Source organism: Rhodanobacter sp. C01 (assembly GCF_002001045.1).
Taxonomy (GTDB): domain Bacteria; phylum Pseudomonadota; class Gammaproteobacteria; order Xanthomonadales; family Rhodanobacteraceae; genus Rhodanobacter.
In genome coordinates, this window is sequence record NZ_MUNR01000005.1 from 228,436 (window position 1) to 243,599 (window position 15,164).

The following is a 15,164-nucleotide window of genomic DNA, read 5'->3' on the forward strand; positions in this document are numbered from 1 at the left end:
GGGATGCGTCCTGCGCAGGTTCCGGGTGCGCCGATGAAAATCGTGCTGGATCTCCAGGGTGCGCAATCGAACAGCCGTCATCGCGGCATCGGTCGTTACAGCTTGTCGATGGCGAAGGCATTCGCGAATGAGGCTGCCGCGCATCACGAACTGTGGCTGGCCCTGAACGGGCGCCAGGATGAATCTTCTGCCAGCCTGCTCATGCAGTTCGAGGGGTTGATCCCGCGCGAACGAGTACTCATCAACGAACTGCCTGACAATATTGCCGGTTGCCTTCCGGGAAACCACGGGCGCATGCAGGTTGCCATCGCGGCTCAGGCCGGCTTCTATGCGGGTTTGCGGGCGGACTGCATCTGGCATAGCAGCCTGTTCGAGGGTTGGGGGGACAACTCCACCGTGACGCTGGGCACGGGCGCCGACGATCATCGCCACGTCGCCACGTTGTATGACCTGATCCCGCTGGTATATCCGGAACGGTATCTGCACGATCCGGCTTATCGCCGGTGGTATTACCAGCGGCTGGGGTTGCTCAAGCGTTGCGGGCTGCTGTTGGCAATTTCGGACTCGTCGCGACGCGAGGCCATCGAATGCCTGCACGTCCGGGATGAAGACGTAGTCGTGGTTTCCGGTGCGGCCGACCCTGTGTTCGGACGGGTGCCGGTGGACGAGGCATGTTGGGCACGCTGGGCGACGGACTGGCGGCTGCGGCCGGGATTCGTCCTGTATGCGGGTGGTTATGACACGCACAAGAATGTCGACACGCTGATCGAGGCCTATGCGGAGCTTCCCGTGGCCATGCGCAGGCAGCATCCGCTTGTGCTGTCTGGCCGTTGCGACGAATTGACGAGAAAGCACTTGCACAGAATCGGGCGCAGGCACCGTGTGGCCGATGACAGCCTGATCTTCACCGGTACGCTGAGCGATGAGGAATTGATGCGGCTGTATTCCAGCTGCACCCTGTTCGTGGCGCCATCGCTGCACGAAGGATTGGGTCTGCCACCCCTGGAGGCGATGGCTTGTGGCGCGGCTGTCATCGGTTCCAATACCGCCAGCCTGCCTGAAGTCATCGGCAGGCCCGACGCGCTTTTCGATCCGCGCAGCCGCAGCTCCATCGCAGAGAAATTGCACGCCGTGCTTGCGGATACCGGCTTTGTCGAAAGCCTGCGCGCGCATGCACAGGTCCAGACACGGCAGTTCACATGGCCGTCCAGTGCCCGCAGAGCACTGGCTGCGATCGAGAGGCAGGCACAGGTTGGACTGACGAAATTCCGTGCGCATCGCGTGCGTCCGCGACTGACCTATGTGTCGCCGTTGCCTCCGGTACGTTCGGGTATCGCCGATTACAGCGCTCGACTGCTGCGCGAGCTGGCGAGTCATTACGACATCGAGGTGGTCGTCGATCAACCCGAGGTTACCGATCCATGGGTGGCGGCGAATTTTCCAATCCGTTCGCCGCGCTGGTTTCTTGAACACGCAGATTCCAGCGAGCGCATTCTCTACCACTTCGGCAATTCGCCATTTCACGCGCACATGTTCGGAATGCTGCAACGGCATCCGGGAGTGGTAGTCCTGCATGATTCATGGCTTGGTGCGGCGCGGAACTGGATGGCCGAGCATGTCGGCGAGCCGGATGATTTCCTGCGCCTTCTGCATGACAGCCATGGCTTTGCTGGCCTGCTGCATGATCTGCGCCGTGGTCGGCCATCCACACTCGACACGTGGCCGGTCAATCGGGACGTCATCGGCCAGGCGCTGGGCGTGATCGTGCATTCGGACTATGCGGTTCGACAGTCACGATTGCATTACGGTCCGATAGTTGCCGGCAAGTTTGCAGTCGTGCCGTTCCCGAAGGGGCAAACATGCGGCGACAGGCGGCATGCACGTCGCCTTCTGGGCATCGGGCCAGATGATTTCGTCGTTTGCAGCTTCGGCATGCTGGCGCCGACCAAGTTGAATCATCGGCTGCTGGAGGCATGGTCGCGTTCATCCCTGGCGGCGGATACAGGCTGCCGTCTGATTTTCGTCGGCGAGAACCATGGTGGTGATTACGGCAAGGCGTTGAGCACAACCATCGAGGCGGCCAGGAGCGCAGGGCGTATCTGCATCACCGGGTTCGTCAGCCCGGACAGCTACGCCGACTACCTGGCTGCGGCCGACGCAGTGGTGCAGTTGCGTACGGATTCGCGTGGTGAAACGTCTGCAGCGGTATTCGACGTGCTTGCCCACGGCCTGCCTCTGATCGTCAACAGGCATGGGACGGCAGTGGAACTGCCGGAGGATGCGGTACTCGGGATCGACGATCACTTCGATGATACAGAATTGGTGGCTGCGCTCGAATCATTGAGGAATGATGGTGAGCTGCGGGCCACGCTCGCTGCCAATGCAGCTCGCTTGATCAGTCAGCAGCATCATCCGGTCGATGTTGCATTGCGATATCGCGATGCCATCGAGCATTTCGTCGAAAGCGCGCCCGGTGCCGAGAATCTGCGCGTATTGGCCAGCTTGCAGCGAACCGGGACAGGGTTCGCGCCAGGCGATCAGGCCTGGCACGAGGCGCGATCGATGCTGGCGGCAAACCAGCCGCGTCTGGATCGGCCTTGCCTATATGTCGATGTGACCGCAACCGCAGGCAGTGATCTGCATACAGGCATCGAGCGAGTCGTGCGTGGTGTCCTGTCTGGGCTTTTGCGGCTTGACCAGATGGAGTACCGGATCGAACCGGTGCGGCTGGAAGGCGGTCGTTATGTACATGCACTTCATTACGGCCTGCACGTGCTGGCGCATCCGCCGGCCGATCTACCGGAGGAGGAAGTTCACCCGCGTGCGGGGGATATCCTACTCGGACTGGATTGGGTCGCCGATATGCTACCTGCCAGTACGGCGTTGCTTGATGCGTGGCGTGTGCGTGGCGTGCGCATGCTGTTCGTGGTGTATGACCTGTTGCCGGTGCGCAAGCCGCAATGGTTTCCGGACGGGATTGCCGTGATGCACGCAAGCTGGCTGCACTGCATCGGCCGCTATGCGGACGGCCTGTTGTGCATATCGCGGAGTGTTGCCGATGATGTGCGTCGCTGGTTCGACGAGCAGCCGCCTCTCCGTCCCGGTGCACTGGGGCTGGGTTATTTCTACCCGGGAAACGATCCTGCATCGACGTTGCCGAGCGCGGGGCTGCCCAAGGATGCGGCACAATTGCTGACACGATTGCGTGCGTTGCCGTCGTTCCTGATGGTCGGCACGATCGAGCCCCGCAAGGGGCATGCCCTGGTGCTGAATGCATTCGAGCGGCTGTGGGCTGAGGGCGTGGAAGCGAATCTCGTGGTGGTTGGACGCGAGGGCTGGATGTCTTCGGATCTTTCCGCCCGCATGCGCAGGCATCCGCAGGCCGGCACGCGGCTGATCTGGGTGGAGCAGGCCAGCGACCAATACCTGGAGCAAATCTACGACAGTGCATGCGCACTGGTCGCCGCCTCAGAGGCAGAAGGTTTCGGCCTGCCGCTGGTCGAAGCAGCCCGACGAGGCGTGCCGGTGATTGCGCGGGACATCCCGGTGTTCCGTGAAGTCGCTTCATCGTTCGCCAGCTATTTCGATGGTGACAATCCTGACAGTCTGGTCGGGGTGCTGCGCCATGCCATGACAGCAGACCGGTCTGCATGCAGGCCTGAGGCTGATATCGCTCTCAGCTGGCAGGACACGACCGCCCGAATCTGGGATTTGCTGCGTGATAAGGCCCATGTGCAGTGGCTGCAGCCATGGCAGCCAGGCAGTCGCACCAGTTCTTCCTGACCGGATATCCAGGGTCGCCACGCAATGCTCTTTGACAGATGCCGGCTTGCCCGTAGCATGTAGATACTCGACCGTATGCAGGACCAAGCATGAAGGCAGCATTGATCACGGGCATCACCGGGCAGGATGGTGCCTACCTGGCGGAGTTTCTGCTGCACAAGGGATATCGCGTGGTGGGTGCCTACCGGCGCACCAGTTCGACCAATTTCTGGCGTATCCAGGAACTTGGCATTTACGAACATCCGCAACTCGAACTGGTCGAGTTCGATCTCACCGACATGGGGGCGGCGATCCGTCTGCTGGAAAAATACCAGGTCAGCGAGGTCTACAATCTCGCGGCGCAGAGTTTCGTCGGCGTGTCCTTCGACCAGCCGGTAACGACCACCCAGATTACCGGCCTGGGCGCGCTGTACCTGCTCGAGGCGATCCGGGTAGTCGATCCATCCATCCGCTACTACCAGGCATCCACCTCAGAGATGTTCGGCAAGGTGCAGGCTGTGCCGCAGTGCGAGGAGACGCCGTTTCACCCTCGCAGCCCCTATGGCGTGGCCAAGCTTTACGCACACTGGATCACGGTGAATTATCGGGAGTCTTATGGCCTCTTCGGAGCCAGTGGCATCCTGTTCAACCATGAATCGCCGTTGCGTGGCCGCGAGTTCGTGACACGCAAGATCACCGATACGGTGGCAAAGATCCGGCTGGGCAAGCTTGATGTGCTGGAACTCGGCAATCTCGACGCGCGACGCGACTGGGGCTATGCCAAGGAGTATGTCGACGGCATGTGGCGCATGCTGCAGACCGACGAACCGGAAACCTACGTGTTGGCCACCCAGCGCACCGAGAGCGTGCGTGACTTCGCCAGTCTGGCCTTTGCAGCGATCGATGTGGAAATCGACTGGCAAGGCAGCGGCAATGAAGAGCGTGGCGTGGATACGCGGACTGGCAGGACCAGGGTGCGCATCAATCCGCGTTTCCAGCGGCCTGCCGAGGTGGACCTGTTGATCGGGGACGCCGGCAGGGCAAAGGCCAGGCTGGGCTGGGCCACGCAAACGTCACTGGAATCGCTGTGCCGGATGATGGTCGAGGCCGACCTGCGCAGGAACGAGCATGGCTTCTCCTTCTGAGACCGCACGCCGGGTGCTGGTCACCGGGCTCGACGGGTTCACCGGCCGCCATGTTGCCGCGGAACTTGCGCGCGCAGGCTATGCAGTCCATGGCTTGCCATCCCCAGAGGCAAACCAAGAGCATGCCGACTTGCTTGACGCCGATGCTGTGCGTGCGGCGGTGGAGCGCATCCAGCCATCGGCGGTGATCCATCTGGCGGCAATTGCATTCGTCGCGCACGACGATATCGATTCGATCTACCGGACCAATGTCATTGGAACAAGGCACCTGCTCTCGGCACTTGCCGACCTGAAGGTGCCGCCATCAATCGTGGTGCTGGCAAGCAGCGCCAACGTGTATGGCAATGCTGGTGGTTCACTGGATGAAGGTACCCCGTTGTCTCCGACCAACGACTATGCGGTCAGCAAGGTGGCAATGGAGTACATGGCGAGAACCTGGGCCGCGCGCCTGCCGCTGGTGTTCACGCGACCATTCAACTACACCGGTGTGGGCCAGGACGAGCGTTTTCTCATTCCGAAGATCGTCGGGCATTTTCGTCGCGGCGGGCAGTACATCGAACTCGGCAACCTGGACGTATGGCGCGAGTTCATGGATGTGCGCAACGTGGCTTGGGTGTATCGCCGACTGCTCGAAACTCGCAGCGATGCCGATACTTTCAACATCTGCTCTGGCGTGAGCCATTCGCTGCGCGAAGTACTTGCGATGATGGCGGATATAGCGGGCTACAGCATCGAGATCAGAGTGAACCCAGCCTTTGTGCGCGACAACGAAGTGCGGCGCCTCGAGGGTAATCCGGCGTTGCTGCAGTCCCGTGTCGGAGCGCTGCCGCAGCATGTCCTCATGGATACCCTGCGCTGGATGTATCAGTCACCCTGATCGAGGGTGGCGGGTGATCTCCACGCTGGCGTCGAGCCAGCTGCAGCCGACGAAATTTTCCTGCCGGGTGTTGACCACGTGGAACATCAGTGCATTGTCGCGCCACTCGTAATTCTTGTCGATGTGCGAGTCCTCCCGCGACAGGGACAGCGATACGGAGTAACTGCCCTTGCCCAGCCTGGCCGGAAAGCTGAAGCAGTAGGTGGCCTCCTCGCCCGGCTGGAGATCCTCCAGCGGCTGATCCAGTCGATGCGTATTGATCCCGTAGATGCAGTGACCCAGCCGGTCCGTGATCATGAAGCCCAGCACCATCCGTGGTATGGCTTCACGTGCCCTCACGGTGGCCAGCAGGCGTACCGGTTGACCGACTTCCACATTGCCAGCCAGGCGGCCGTTTCCATCAACCAGTTGTACGTCGACAATATAGGCTTCGCCGGTTCCGGAGATCGTGGCAACACGACCGTCGCCCAGAGGCATCTGCCGGATCGCCTGATGGTCGCGCTCGGCCATCATGGCGTTGTAGTAGTCCAGCACTTCCACCGGCAGTCCCTGCATGCGGATGCGACCGGCTTCCATCAGGATCGCGTGGTCGCAGACAGTCTGGATCGCGTAGCGGTCGTGCGACACGATCAGCAAGGTGGTGCCCGCCTGGCGGAAGGTGCGGATGCGCTCGAAACTCTTGTGCTGGAAGTACGAGTCACCGACCGAGAGCGCTTCGTCGACGATCAGGACATCCGGTCGCTGCGCGGTGGCGACGCTGAAGGCCAGCCGCATCTGCATGCCGCTGGAATAGGTGCGCACCGGACGATCGATGTATTCGCCGATCTCGGCGAAGGCCTCGATCTCCGGCATCAGCTGCATGATTTCCTCGACCGACAGGCCGAGCAGTTGGCCGCCCATCACCGCGTTCTGGCGGCCAGTGAAATCGGGGTGGAAGCCCATGCCAAGCTCGAGCATCGCAGCCACGCGGCCGCGGATGGTGATCTCGCCACAGCTCGGCCGCACCGTGCCGGCGAGCATCTTCAGCAGGGTGCTTTTGCCAGCTCCATTCGAGCCTACGATACCGACGGCCTCTCCCTCCTTCAGATGGAAGCTGATGTCCTTCAGAACCCAGTGCTCGATGTGGCGTGGCTTGCCGACCGGCATGATCCATTCCGCCAGACGCGACCATTGCCCGGCGTACTGTTTGTAGGCCTTGCCCAGGCCGTCGACACGAATATCGCCCATCAGAGTTCATCCACGATTTCGCCCGCCCGCCGGCGGAACAACAGGAGCGCGATCAGGCAAAGGCCTGCTCCGAGTACTGCCACCGGCCACACCGCATGCCAGTCCGGCTCCTGCCGATAGACGAAGATGCCCTGGTAGGCATTTGCCAGCGGCGTCATCGGATTGAGCTTGATCAACGGCTGAACCGACTTCGGCAGGGTAGCGGTCGAATAGACGATCGGGGTGAACCAGAACCAGAACTGCAGCAGGATATTCACGAACTGCCCGACGTCGCGAAAGAATACGTTCAGCACGCCGGCGATAATGCCAAGCCCCGTGGCGAAGGCGACCTGCACCAGCAGTACCGGCAGCGCATACAGGAACACCCAGCCGGGAAAGCTGTGGGTCAACAGCAGGAACACCAGAAAGATCGAGAACGTGATGGAGAAGTTCACCAGTGCGTTGATCACGGTGATCGCAGGCAGACAGATGCGCGGAAAGTTCAGCTTCTTGATCATGTTTCCGTTGTCGAGGAAAACAGTCTGACCGCGCTGAAGGATCTCGCCGAACAGGCCCCAGGTCAGCAGGCCGGCACACAGGTAGACGCTATAGGCGTAGGGTCCATCCATGCCTGCCAGACGAGTGCGCATCAGCTCGGAAAACACCACGGTGTAGACCGTGATCATGGCCAGCGGCTGCAGCACGGTCCACGCGGCCCCCAGCAGCGAATTGCGGTAGCGGGACTGGAATTCACGCTTGACGCTGCCGAGGATGAATCCGCGGTAGGTCCACAGGGCGCGGGCAATGCTGATGCTCATGCGGTTACATATCCGGTGGCTTGGTTGCGCCATGATTGCGCAATTCCGGGCAAGCATCCCGGCATCATGGCTTGCACGCGATGATGATCTGGCTTTTCGGCATGAAAGAGTCCAGTTGCCGTTTCAACTCGTGTCCACGTGGCAGTTTCAGAACGCCTTCCCACGCTTCCGTCCAGTGGTCCAGTATCGGGTGGCTGGGGTTGGAAAGATCCACCTCGCATGCCCAGTACAGCGCCCACCAGACTGACCAGAAGAATCCGTGTTGGGTCTGTTCCTCGATGACCAGGCCGCTGCGGGTGACCATATCCGCGAACTGCTGCCGATCGATGATGCGAATGTGGTTCGGTCGCTCGAAATACTCGGGTGGCGCGACACATTTCTGCATGTTCTCGTTGAGCGAGCCCGGCACACTCAGCAGATAGCGGGCGCCTGGCTTGCCAACGCGAAAAAGTTCGGCGAGCAACTGATCCGGGTCCTCCACGTGCTCCAGGACTTCAGTGCAGATCACGCGAGTGGCTGTTTCGTTCGCCAGTGGCAGCGGGTTGGCGTCGCTGATAAGAGTCGTGCACAGGGCCTGGTCGATCTGCGCGATCCTGGACTTGACCACGGCCAATACCTTCGGATCGATGTCGATGGCAATGACATGCGCCCCTCGTTGCGCGCAATAGAAGCCGTTGCCGCTGTCGCCACAGCCCACATCGACGACCACGTCGTCCGTTCCGACATGGATGCCACGGAACAGTTCATCGGTGTCGTTCTGGAACCAACCGCTGAGCACGGCATCCTTGAGGCCCAGGCCATAGCCGCTACCCGGTCTCATCTCGACATCGGGCTGTGCCACTGGCGATGGTTCGCGAGCAGCTGGATCTGCCTGAGATCCGGCAGTAGTGTCGTTGGAATGTGACATGCTGAATCTCGGTAATGGGTTGCCAGGTCGAGGATGTCTTCTGCGCAGGTGGTCATGATGACTGGATGCGCAACACTCTATCGCCCCTCGCCAGCCAGCCCGGGTGAGGGTAGCAAGGCAGGCGTATCGACAGGTAGCTGCCAGGTTTTCCAGCGTCGCCCGAAACTTTCGGCCAGGTGCCGGCCACGTTCACGCAGCGGCTGCTCAAGGTAGCGATAGTTCAGGTCGGCCAGCAGCGCAATCAACCTGGTGACCAGCAAGGACAGCAACCAGACCGGCAGGATCACGGAAGTGTCGACGATGCCCCGGTTACATCCGTTGCCCGGGTCTCGGTGTTCAGGCGGGATGGGCATGCATGGGCCCCGTTGGCGAGCTGGCTTCGAGTCGGTCATGGATGAAACGGTGCAGTCGTGGCCGCACCACTTCGATCGAGCAGTAGCGCTGCAGTGACGCGGCCGCCGCATCGCCCATGGCTGCGTAGACCTGTGGTTCGTGCCGGGCCACGTGATAGCTGCGCCGGTAAGCCTCGACCACCGACTGGTAGTGGATGCGCCGGCGCAGGGTACGAAAGGCCTGGCGCTGGTCGTGAGGCCACGTGCCCGGTTCGACGCTGGAGTCGATCACGAAGGTGCCGTCGCTGTCCACGTAATCCCGCATCGAGGTATGTTGCGGAGCCAGTGCCGGCTTGCCGGCCGACATGTATTCCATCAGCGGCAGGCACTGCCCCTCGCCGTGAGACGTGTTGACCGCGTAGGTCGTAGCACGCAGCAGGGCGTTGTAGTCCGGCTTGTGCAGGTAAGCATGCACCAGCAGCACGCGGCACGACATGCGCCCCATCTTGTAGAGCTGCTCCAGATAGGTGGGGATGATGTCGGCAGGATCGTAATGGGTCAGTTTGATCAGTAGTGTGGCGTCAGACTTGTCGCGCAGGGCGTCGCAGAAGCCGCTGATCATCTCCATCCAGTTCTTGCGGGCATCGTGTGGATTGAAGATGGCGGTGTAGACCACGCCGTCGAGTGCGATCACGCCGCGATCCACGTCCCGGACTTCCGGCAAGGGCAGCACGTCGGGTTCGGCAGCCAGCAGCAGGCTCTTGCGGTATGCCGACAGGTCAATGCGCTGGCTGTCAATTACCAGGCCGTCGACATGCAGCCGGGTCGGTCCATTGCGCGGACCTCGCAGTTCCTGCATGCGCTCCCACAACGGGGCTGGCACACACGCTATGGGAAAATCGTCACCTAGCGCTGCGTGGGTGCGTTCCACCGTGAAACTGGAATGGGTGAGTGCGTGGCCCAGTTTCGCCAGCACGCGAGTCCAGTCGTTGCGTGGCTTGCCGCCGAATTCCTCTATGGGCAGCGCCTCGTATTCCCACGCAAACACCGGAATGGTGGGGCAGGCCAGCCCGATCGGGGTCTTGTTGGGTGGCATGAAGGACAGGAAGACACAGGGCTCGCCATCGCGGCGGCAGCGAGCATGGATCACGTCCACCTCGCGCTCCGGCTCGCCGACCTCGATCACGGTGCCGAGCTCATCCAGCAGAGGCCGGAACTCATCCAGAACGAAGCGGTAGCTGTATTCCGGCCTGCCCAGTTGCTGCGCGATCCGTGTTGCCGCTGTACTGGTGTGAACGATCAGTATCATGGTGTTGCCGATGTCATGTGCACTGGACGATCGACTTCGGATACAGGCACTTCATGCTGCTGGCCGGACACGGGCAGTCCCGGGCACAGGAAGGCGTGCAACCCGGATTTCACGATCTCGGGTCCGCAATATGCCTGCATGGCTTCACAGGCATGGCGTGACATCTGGCGATAGCGGGCTGGGTCGTGATGCGCGACCTCATGACTGCGGCGAAATGCGGTAGTGAGCGACTCCCAGTCCAGCTGGTGATATGAGGTGCGATTCACTTCGTTGTCGCCGTGCGGCCAGACCGTGGGAATGCCCGGATAGCTCGCTACGACGAAGGCGAGATCGTCGCGGATGTAATCGGCCATGGCGGTGTTGTCGGGCGCGATGGCCGGGACGCCCTCGCTCAGAAACTCTACCAGTGGCAGGCACAGGCCTTCGCACAGCGAGGTATTCACGTAATACGTGGTAGCGCCTACCAGGGCGGCATAGTCCTCGTCGGACAGGTAACCGTTGATGGCGATCACCCGGCATTTGAGTGGCGACAGCTTGGTCAGCAGCATCATCAGCTGATGATGATGGCGCTGCAGATCGGTGCCGGCCAGCTTGAGTATCAAGGTGACATTCTCGTTGTCGCGGAAAGTCCAGCAGAATGCCGTGATCAAATCTTCCCAGTTCTTGCGTCCGGCGGTCGGAGTCAGCACCGCCGTGTAGACCAGGCCACGTAGTCGAATGCGGATCGGTATCGCCGGAGGCAGGTCCCAGCCGCATCCGAGCGGAGCCGACTCGCCCGAACCATTTTCCGGCTCGTCCGGTGCAGTTGTCATGACCGTACTGGTGGAAGTGGATTCGTCGGCCTTCTGCGCCAGGGACGGGCGCATCGGCAGGATGTGTGCGTCGGCGGGATCGAAGCCAGTACCGTCTTCCTCCTCCAGGCAGATCAGGCCGGCGACATCCAGGCCCATGCGTCGGCTGTCGGCAACGCTTGCGCTGACCCTGAGCAGCTGGTCTTCCGACGGACCGGGCAATTGGCCCATCGCCGCCGTCCAGGCGATCGACCTGATCGGCGCGGGTATCGCCACGATCGGAAAGCGCTCCCCCATGCTGCGCTTGACGGCATCCACGGTATGGCTGGACAAGGTGATGGCGCGCCCGGTGAGGGCGAACACGTTGCGCCAGTCATGCCGCGGGTCGTCCATCCAGCTCGCCTCCTCGATCCGCTCGGGGATATCCGGGTACTCCCATGCGAATACCGGCACGGTGGGGCAAGCCAGCCCGAGTGGAGTCTTGTGCGGCGGTGCGAACGAGAGCAGGACACAGGGTTCATTCCGCGCGACGCATTGTGCGTGGATGGGGTCGGCATCGGCGGCCTCGCGCAGGCGGATGACCTCGCCAAGCGTCGCGCAGACGTTGGCGAAGGCACGCAGCAGGAAGAAGTAGCTGTAATCAGCCGTCCCGAGTTGCTTGTCGACGGTGTCCTGTGCCATCTGGGCGTACAACAGAAATTTCATGATGTTCCGATCTACCGCGGTGGCCGGTCACGGCCACGACTTCAGAGGCTGCATGTTGCCGCAAAAGGGCGGTATCTGGAACAACAGCAGCGGCGCCAATCGGGCCGGAATGGTCGCCATCGCCACACCGCCGAGCCGCAGAGCCGATGCGCTTCGCGTATCGTTATATTAGGGCGCGAGGTGATAACGGGGCGTTCGGGCGGTGGAATCGACGGTTTTGACCGGGTTTGCACGCATACAGAATCTTTCACCTGAGGATGTCGCAAGGCAAACCATGATGCTGTCGAAACTGCCGATCCGCTGGACACTCCTGCTTGCCCTGCTATGTGGGTTGCTGGCTTTCTGGGTATGGGCCGGCGCGTACACGCTGGCACCTGGGCATATCGGCTGGGTGATGTCCGGCATCGATACGCAGTCGCAATACCTTGCCTGGCAATTCTTTCGCCTCGGGTCCTGGTGGCAATGGCCGTTGGGTGCAAACCCCGCGTATGGCAGCGATGCGCCAGGGACCATCGTGCTATCCGACAGCATTCCCCTGATGGCACTGGCACTCAAGCCCTTGTCGCCATGGCTGCATCAGAACTTCCAGTACCTTGGGCTATGGGGTATGGCCTGCTTTCTGTTGCAGGGGTGGTTCGCCTGCAAGCTGATGCAGAGGTTCACCAATGACCCGGTGATCCAGCTGGCCGGAACGGTGTTCTTCCTGACCGCGTCGATCTTCCTGGTTCGCGTCTATCTGCATCCGGCGCTGGCTGCCCAGTGGCTGCTGCTTGCCGGCTTTTATCTGGTTCTGGGCAGGGACTTTCGCGCGCGAGCCTGGTTGTCGCTGCTATGTCTGGCGGTTTTGGTGCATGCCTACCTCTTCATCATGCTGGCGGCACTGTGGACGGCGGATCTGATACAACGAGGGTGGCGTAGGGAATGTGGCCGTTTGCAGCTTTTCATGCACACGGCTATGGCCGTGATCCTGGTAATGCTGCTGATGTGGGCGGTGGGGTACTTCGTGCCGGCGTCGACGTCAACCATACCCATTCGCACGCATCTGGATCTCTGGTTTCCATTCTGGACAGGCAGCGTACTGGCGGGCGAATGGTCCTGGTTCGTGCCTGCGACGTACCAAAATATGGACATCCTCGCGTATGACGGCTTCGGATATTTTGGACTGGGCTTCCTGCTGTTGCTTCCCGTCGCGCTGGTTTCCTTGCTGGTGAGCAGGTGGCGTACCCCCGCCAAGATCCCGGGCGGCTCAATCCCAGCTTTGTCATGGATTGTTCTGACCGGCGTCTGCCTTGTCCTTTTCATCTATGCGTTGGGAAACCGCGTGTACTTCGCGCAGAAGCTGCTGTTTGCTTATCCGCTGCCGGACTGGCTGGATCATGTCTATGGCGTGTTTCGCGGCGCGGCGCGGATAATGTGGCCGATGTGGTATCTCCTGCTGATCGGCACTCTGTTCATGCTGATACGTGGATTGGGCGTGCGCCACGCTCGCTGGGTTCTGTTGCTGTGCGTATTGATCCAGTTGGGCGATCTCTCCAGGGCAGCGGTGAATATCAGGCATGCCACCACGGCAGCCCAGGGAATGTCCGACATGGGTTCACCGTTGTGGAACGAGCTTGCGGCAGGGTATCGGCACGTGGCTTACCTGCAACCGGCCAACGTGCAGGCAGGGATGCTCAGCTTTGTGAAAAGCTATCGCCGTGTCGCGAATTATGCGGCCACTCATCGATTGACCATCAATGTCGCCTATCTCGCGCGCGAGGACACTACGCGCCTCGCGTTGGCTAGAAGTGCACGGATCGAGCTGTTGATGCACGGGCAGGCGGAACCTTCTACGTTCTACGTGGTGGCCGATGATCCACTGTGGGCCACGCTTGTCTGCGTTCGTGATTCCACGCAATGGTACGGTGTCGTTGACGGTCTGCGACTGGTGGTTCCAGATCCTCCACTGACTCTGCGTGCGATACCCCGTGTGCCGTGCGCAAATTAGTGGCTGACATTCCCTCCGCATGGTCGCTGTGCCATTTTTGCCGAAGAAACGCATGAAACGACTCTCGGAAACGCTTGTACGCGGCAACAACAATTTCGACCTGATTCGGCTCACGGCTGCGCTGATGGTCATGCTCGGGCATTCCTATGGAATCCAGGGCGGCGAGATGGAATCCATGCTGCGCTTCAGTCATCTCGAGTCGTTCGGCAGTCTGGCGGTTTACGCCTTTTTCATGGTTAGTGGCATGCTGGTTTCGGCAAGCTTTGTAAATCAGCCATCGATCTTCCGGTTCATCGGTCTGCGCGTGTTGCGTATCTGGCCGGGCGCGATGGTCTGTGCAGCCTTCATCGCATTCGTGGTCGGGCCTATCTTTTCGCGGTCGCCGGTGCTCGTCTATTTTTCCGATGCACAAATACTCCACTGGCTGTTCCACAACGCTTTGCTGATCGATCCTGTAGGTGGCCCGTTGCCGCAGCTCTTCGCAGAGAATCATCTCAAGTCGCTGGTGAACGCGACGGTCTGGACTTTGCCTGTGGAGTTGAAATGCTACGTGATCGTGCTCGTCGCCGGGCTGCTTGGATGCATCGGGTCCAGACGCCGGACAGTCATCGTCGTGGTGTTGGTGGGCTTGGTGTTCGCGATGTTTGCCAACCATCCGCCGAAATATTTGCCGCTAGGCTCGTTCTTTGTGCTGCCATTGGCCTACTCTTTCTACCCGGTGCCGTTTTTCCTGCTTGGCATGCTGCTGTACGCCTTTCGTGACCATGTCCTGCTCGACTGGAAGCCAGTGGTTGCGTTGCTGACGGTTTATCTGGCTTTACGCCATTCGCGGTTCGACCCCGTATTTTTCTACCCGGCCTTCATCTACGGGTTGCTATGGCTGGGTTCGGCGAAGATGCTGCACCGGCTGGCACCGAAGCATGATTATTCCTACGGTATCTATCTGTACGGATTCGTGGTGCAGCAGGCGGTGTCGAGCCTCTATCCCGCGATGAACAGCTATCTCAGCCTGGTGATTGCAGTGCCTGTCACGGTGATTCTGGCAGCGCTTTCCTGGCACTGGGTGGAGCAGCCCTGCCTGGCATCCTTCAGACGCCGGAATGCTCCGGTAAGTGGGGCCGGCACCGAAACGGTTGGCATTTCCGGTACTTGAGCATCAGCGGCATCACGCAGCATCAGGCGGACAGTCGGAAGCACCAAGGTCTCGTTCCAGCCGGCCCGTTCCATGAAATCGGGCGGCTCGACTGGCACGGCCAATGTGAATTTCGTCCATACGCTGTGGCGCGGCCGGCCATGGTCTGCCGGATAAACGGCTAGAATGCACG

11 protein-coding genes are annotated in these 15,164 nt (G+C 60.9%); 5 read left to right on the plus strand and 6 right to left on the minus strand.

Going from position 1 to position 15,164, the window contains the following annotated elements; all coding sequences use genetic code 11:
- The first annotated feature begins 33 nt into the window (after window positions 1-33).
- From B0E50_RS02435 to B0E50_RS02445, 3 genes are all read left to right on the plus strand, one after another.
- Entirely contained in the window at window positions 34-3,783 is a 3,750-nt protein-coding gene (locus tag B0E50_RS02435; protein WP_168170790.1) for a glycosyltransferase, read from the plus strand.
- Window positions 3,784-3,872: 89 nt separating this feature from the next.
- Window positions 3,873-4,907, plus strand: a complete 1,035-nt coding sequence (gmd, locus tag B0E50_RS02440; RefSeq protein ID WP_077439486.1) for a GDP-mannose 4,6-dehydratase — start codon at window positions 3,873-3,875, stop codon at window positions 4,905-4,907.
- A complete protein-coding gene (locus tag B0E50_RS02445; protein WP_077439487.1) occupies window positions 4,891-5,784 on the plus strand; it encodes an NAD-dependent epimerase/dehydratase family protein in 894 nt (297 codons plus the stop codon). Before gmd ends, B0E50_RS02445 begins: the two co-directional genes overlap by 17 nt.
- Here B0E50_RS02445 and B0E50_RS02450 read toward each other — a convergent pair.
- The 6 genes from B0E50_RS02450 to B0E50_RS02475 all read right to left on the minus strand — a co-directional run bounded on the left by B0E50_RS02450 (window position 5,776) and on the right by B0E50_RS02475 (window position 11,852).
- Window positions 5,776-7,011 carry an ABC transporter ATP-binding protein gene (locus tag B0E50_RS02450; protein WP_077439488.1) on the minus strand — a complete coding sequence of 412 codons (1,236 nt, stop codon included), beginning with the start codon at window positions 7,009-7,011 and terminating at the stop codon, window positions 5,776-5,778. The genes B0E50_RS02445 and B0E50_RS02450 overlap by 9 nt on opposite strands.
- The gene (locus tag B0E50_RS02455; RefSeq protein WP_077439489.1) at window positions 7,011-7,808 is read right to left on the minus strand and encodes an ABC transporter permease; all 798 of its coding nucleotides are present in this window, start codon (window positions 7,806-7,808) and stop codon (window positions 7,011-7,013) included. The genes B0E50_RS02450 and B0E50_RS02455 overlap by 1 nt, the downstream gene beginning before the upstream one ends.
- A gap of 64 nt (window positions 7,809-7,872) precedes the next feature.
- On the minus strand, window positions 7,873-8,628 hold the full coding sequence (locus B0E50_RS02460; protein WP_254427152.1) for a class I SAM-dependent methyltransferase: 756 nt from the start codon (window positions 8,626-8,628) through the stop codon (window positions 7,873-7,875).
- Window positions 8,629-8,792: 164 nt separating this feature from the next.
- Window positions 8,793-9,068: a hypothetical protein gene (locus B0E50_RS02465; protein WP_139350723.1), complete on the minus strand. Its 276-nt coding sequence runs from the start codon at window positions 9,066-9,068 to the stop codon at window positions 8,793-8,795.
- Window positions 9,052-10,356, minus strand: a complete 1,305-nt coding sequence (locus B0E50_RS02470) for a glycosyltransferase (protein ID WP_077439492.1) — start codon at window positions 10,354-10,356, stop codon at window positions 9,052-9,054. Before B0E50_RS02470 ends, B0E50_RS02465 begins: the two co-directional genes overlap by 17 nt.
- Window positions 10,353-11,852 (minus strand): glycosyltransferase, encoded by a 1,500-nt coding sequence (locus B0E50_RS02475; protein ID WP_139350724.1) that lies wholly within the window; start codon window positions 11,850-11,852, stop codon window positions 10,353-10,355. Before B0E50_RS02475 ends, B0E50_RS02470 begins: the two co-directional genes overlap by 4 nt.
- Window positions 11,853-12,126: 274 nt before the next feature.
- Between B0E50_RS02475 and B0E50_RS02480 the strand changes: the two genes are divergently transcribed.
- Both B0E50_RS02480 and B0E50_RS02485 read left to right on the plus strand, forming a co-directional pair.
- Window positions 12,127-13,839 carry a DUF6311 domain-containing protein gene (locus B0E50_RS02480; protein WP_077439494.1) on the plus strand — a complete coding sequence of 571 codons (1,713 nt, stop codon included), beginning with the start codon at window positions 12,127-12,129 and terminating at the stop codon, window positions 13,837-13,839.
- Window positions 13,840-13,891: 52 nt separating this feature from the next.
- Window positions 13,892-14,992, plus strand: coding sequence for an acyltransferase (locus B0E50_RS02485; protein ID WP_168170791.1), 1,101 nt, complete (start codon window positions 13,892-13,894; stop codon window positions 14,990-14,992).
- The last annotated feature ends 172 nt before the right edge of the window (window positions 14,993-15,164 follow it).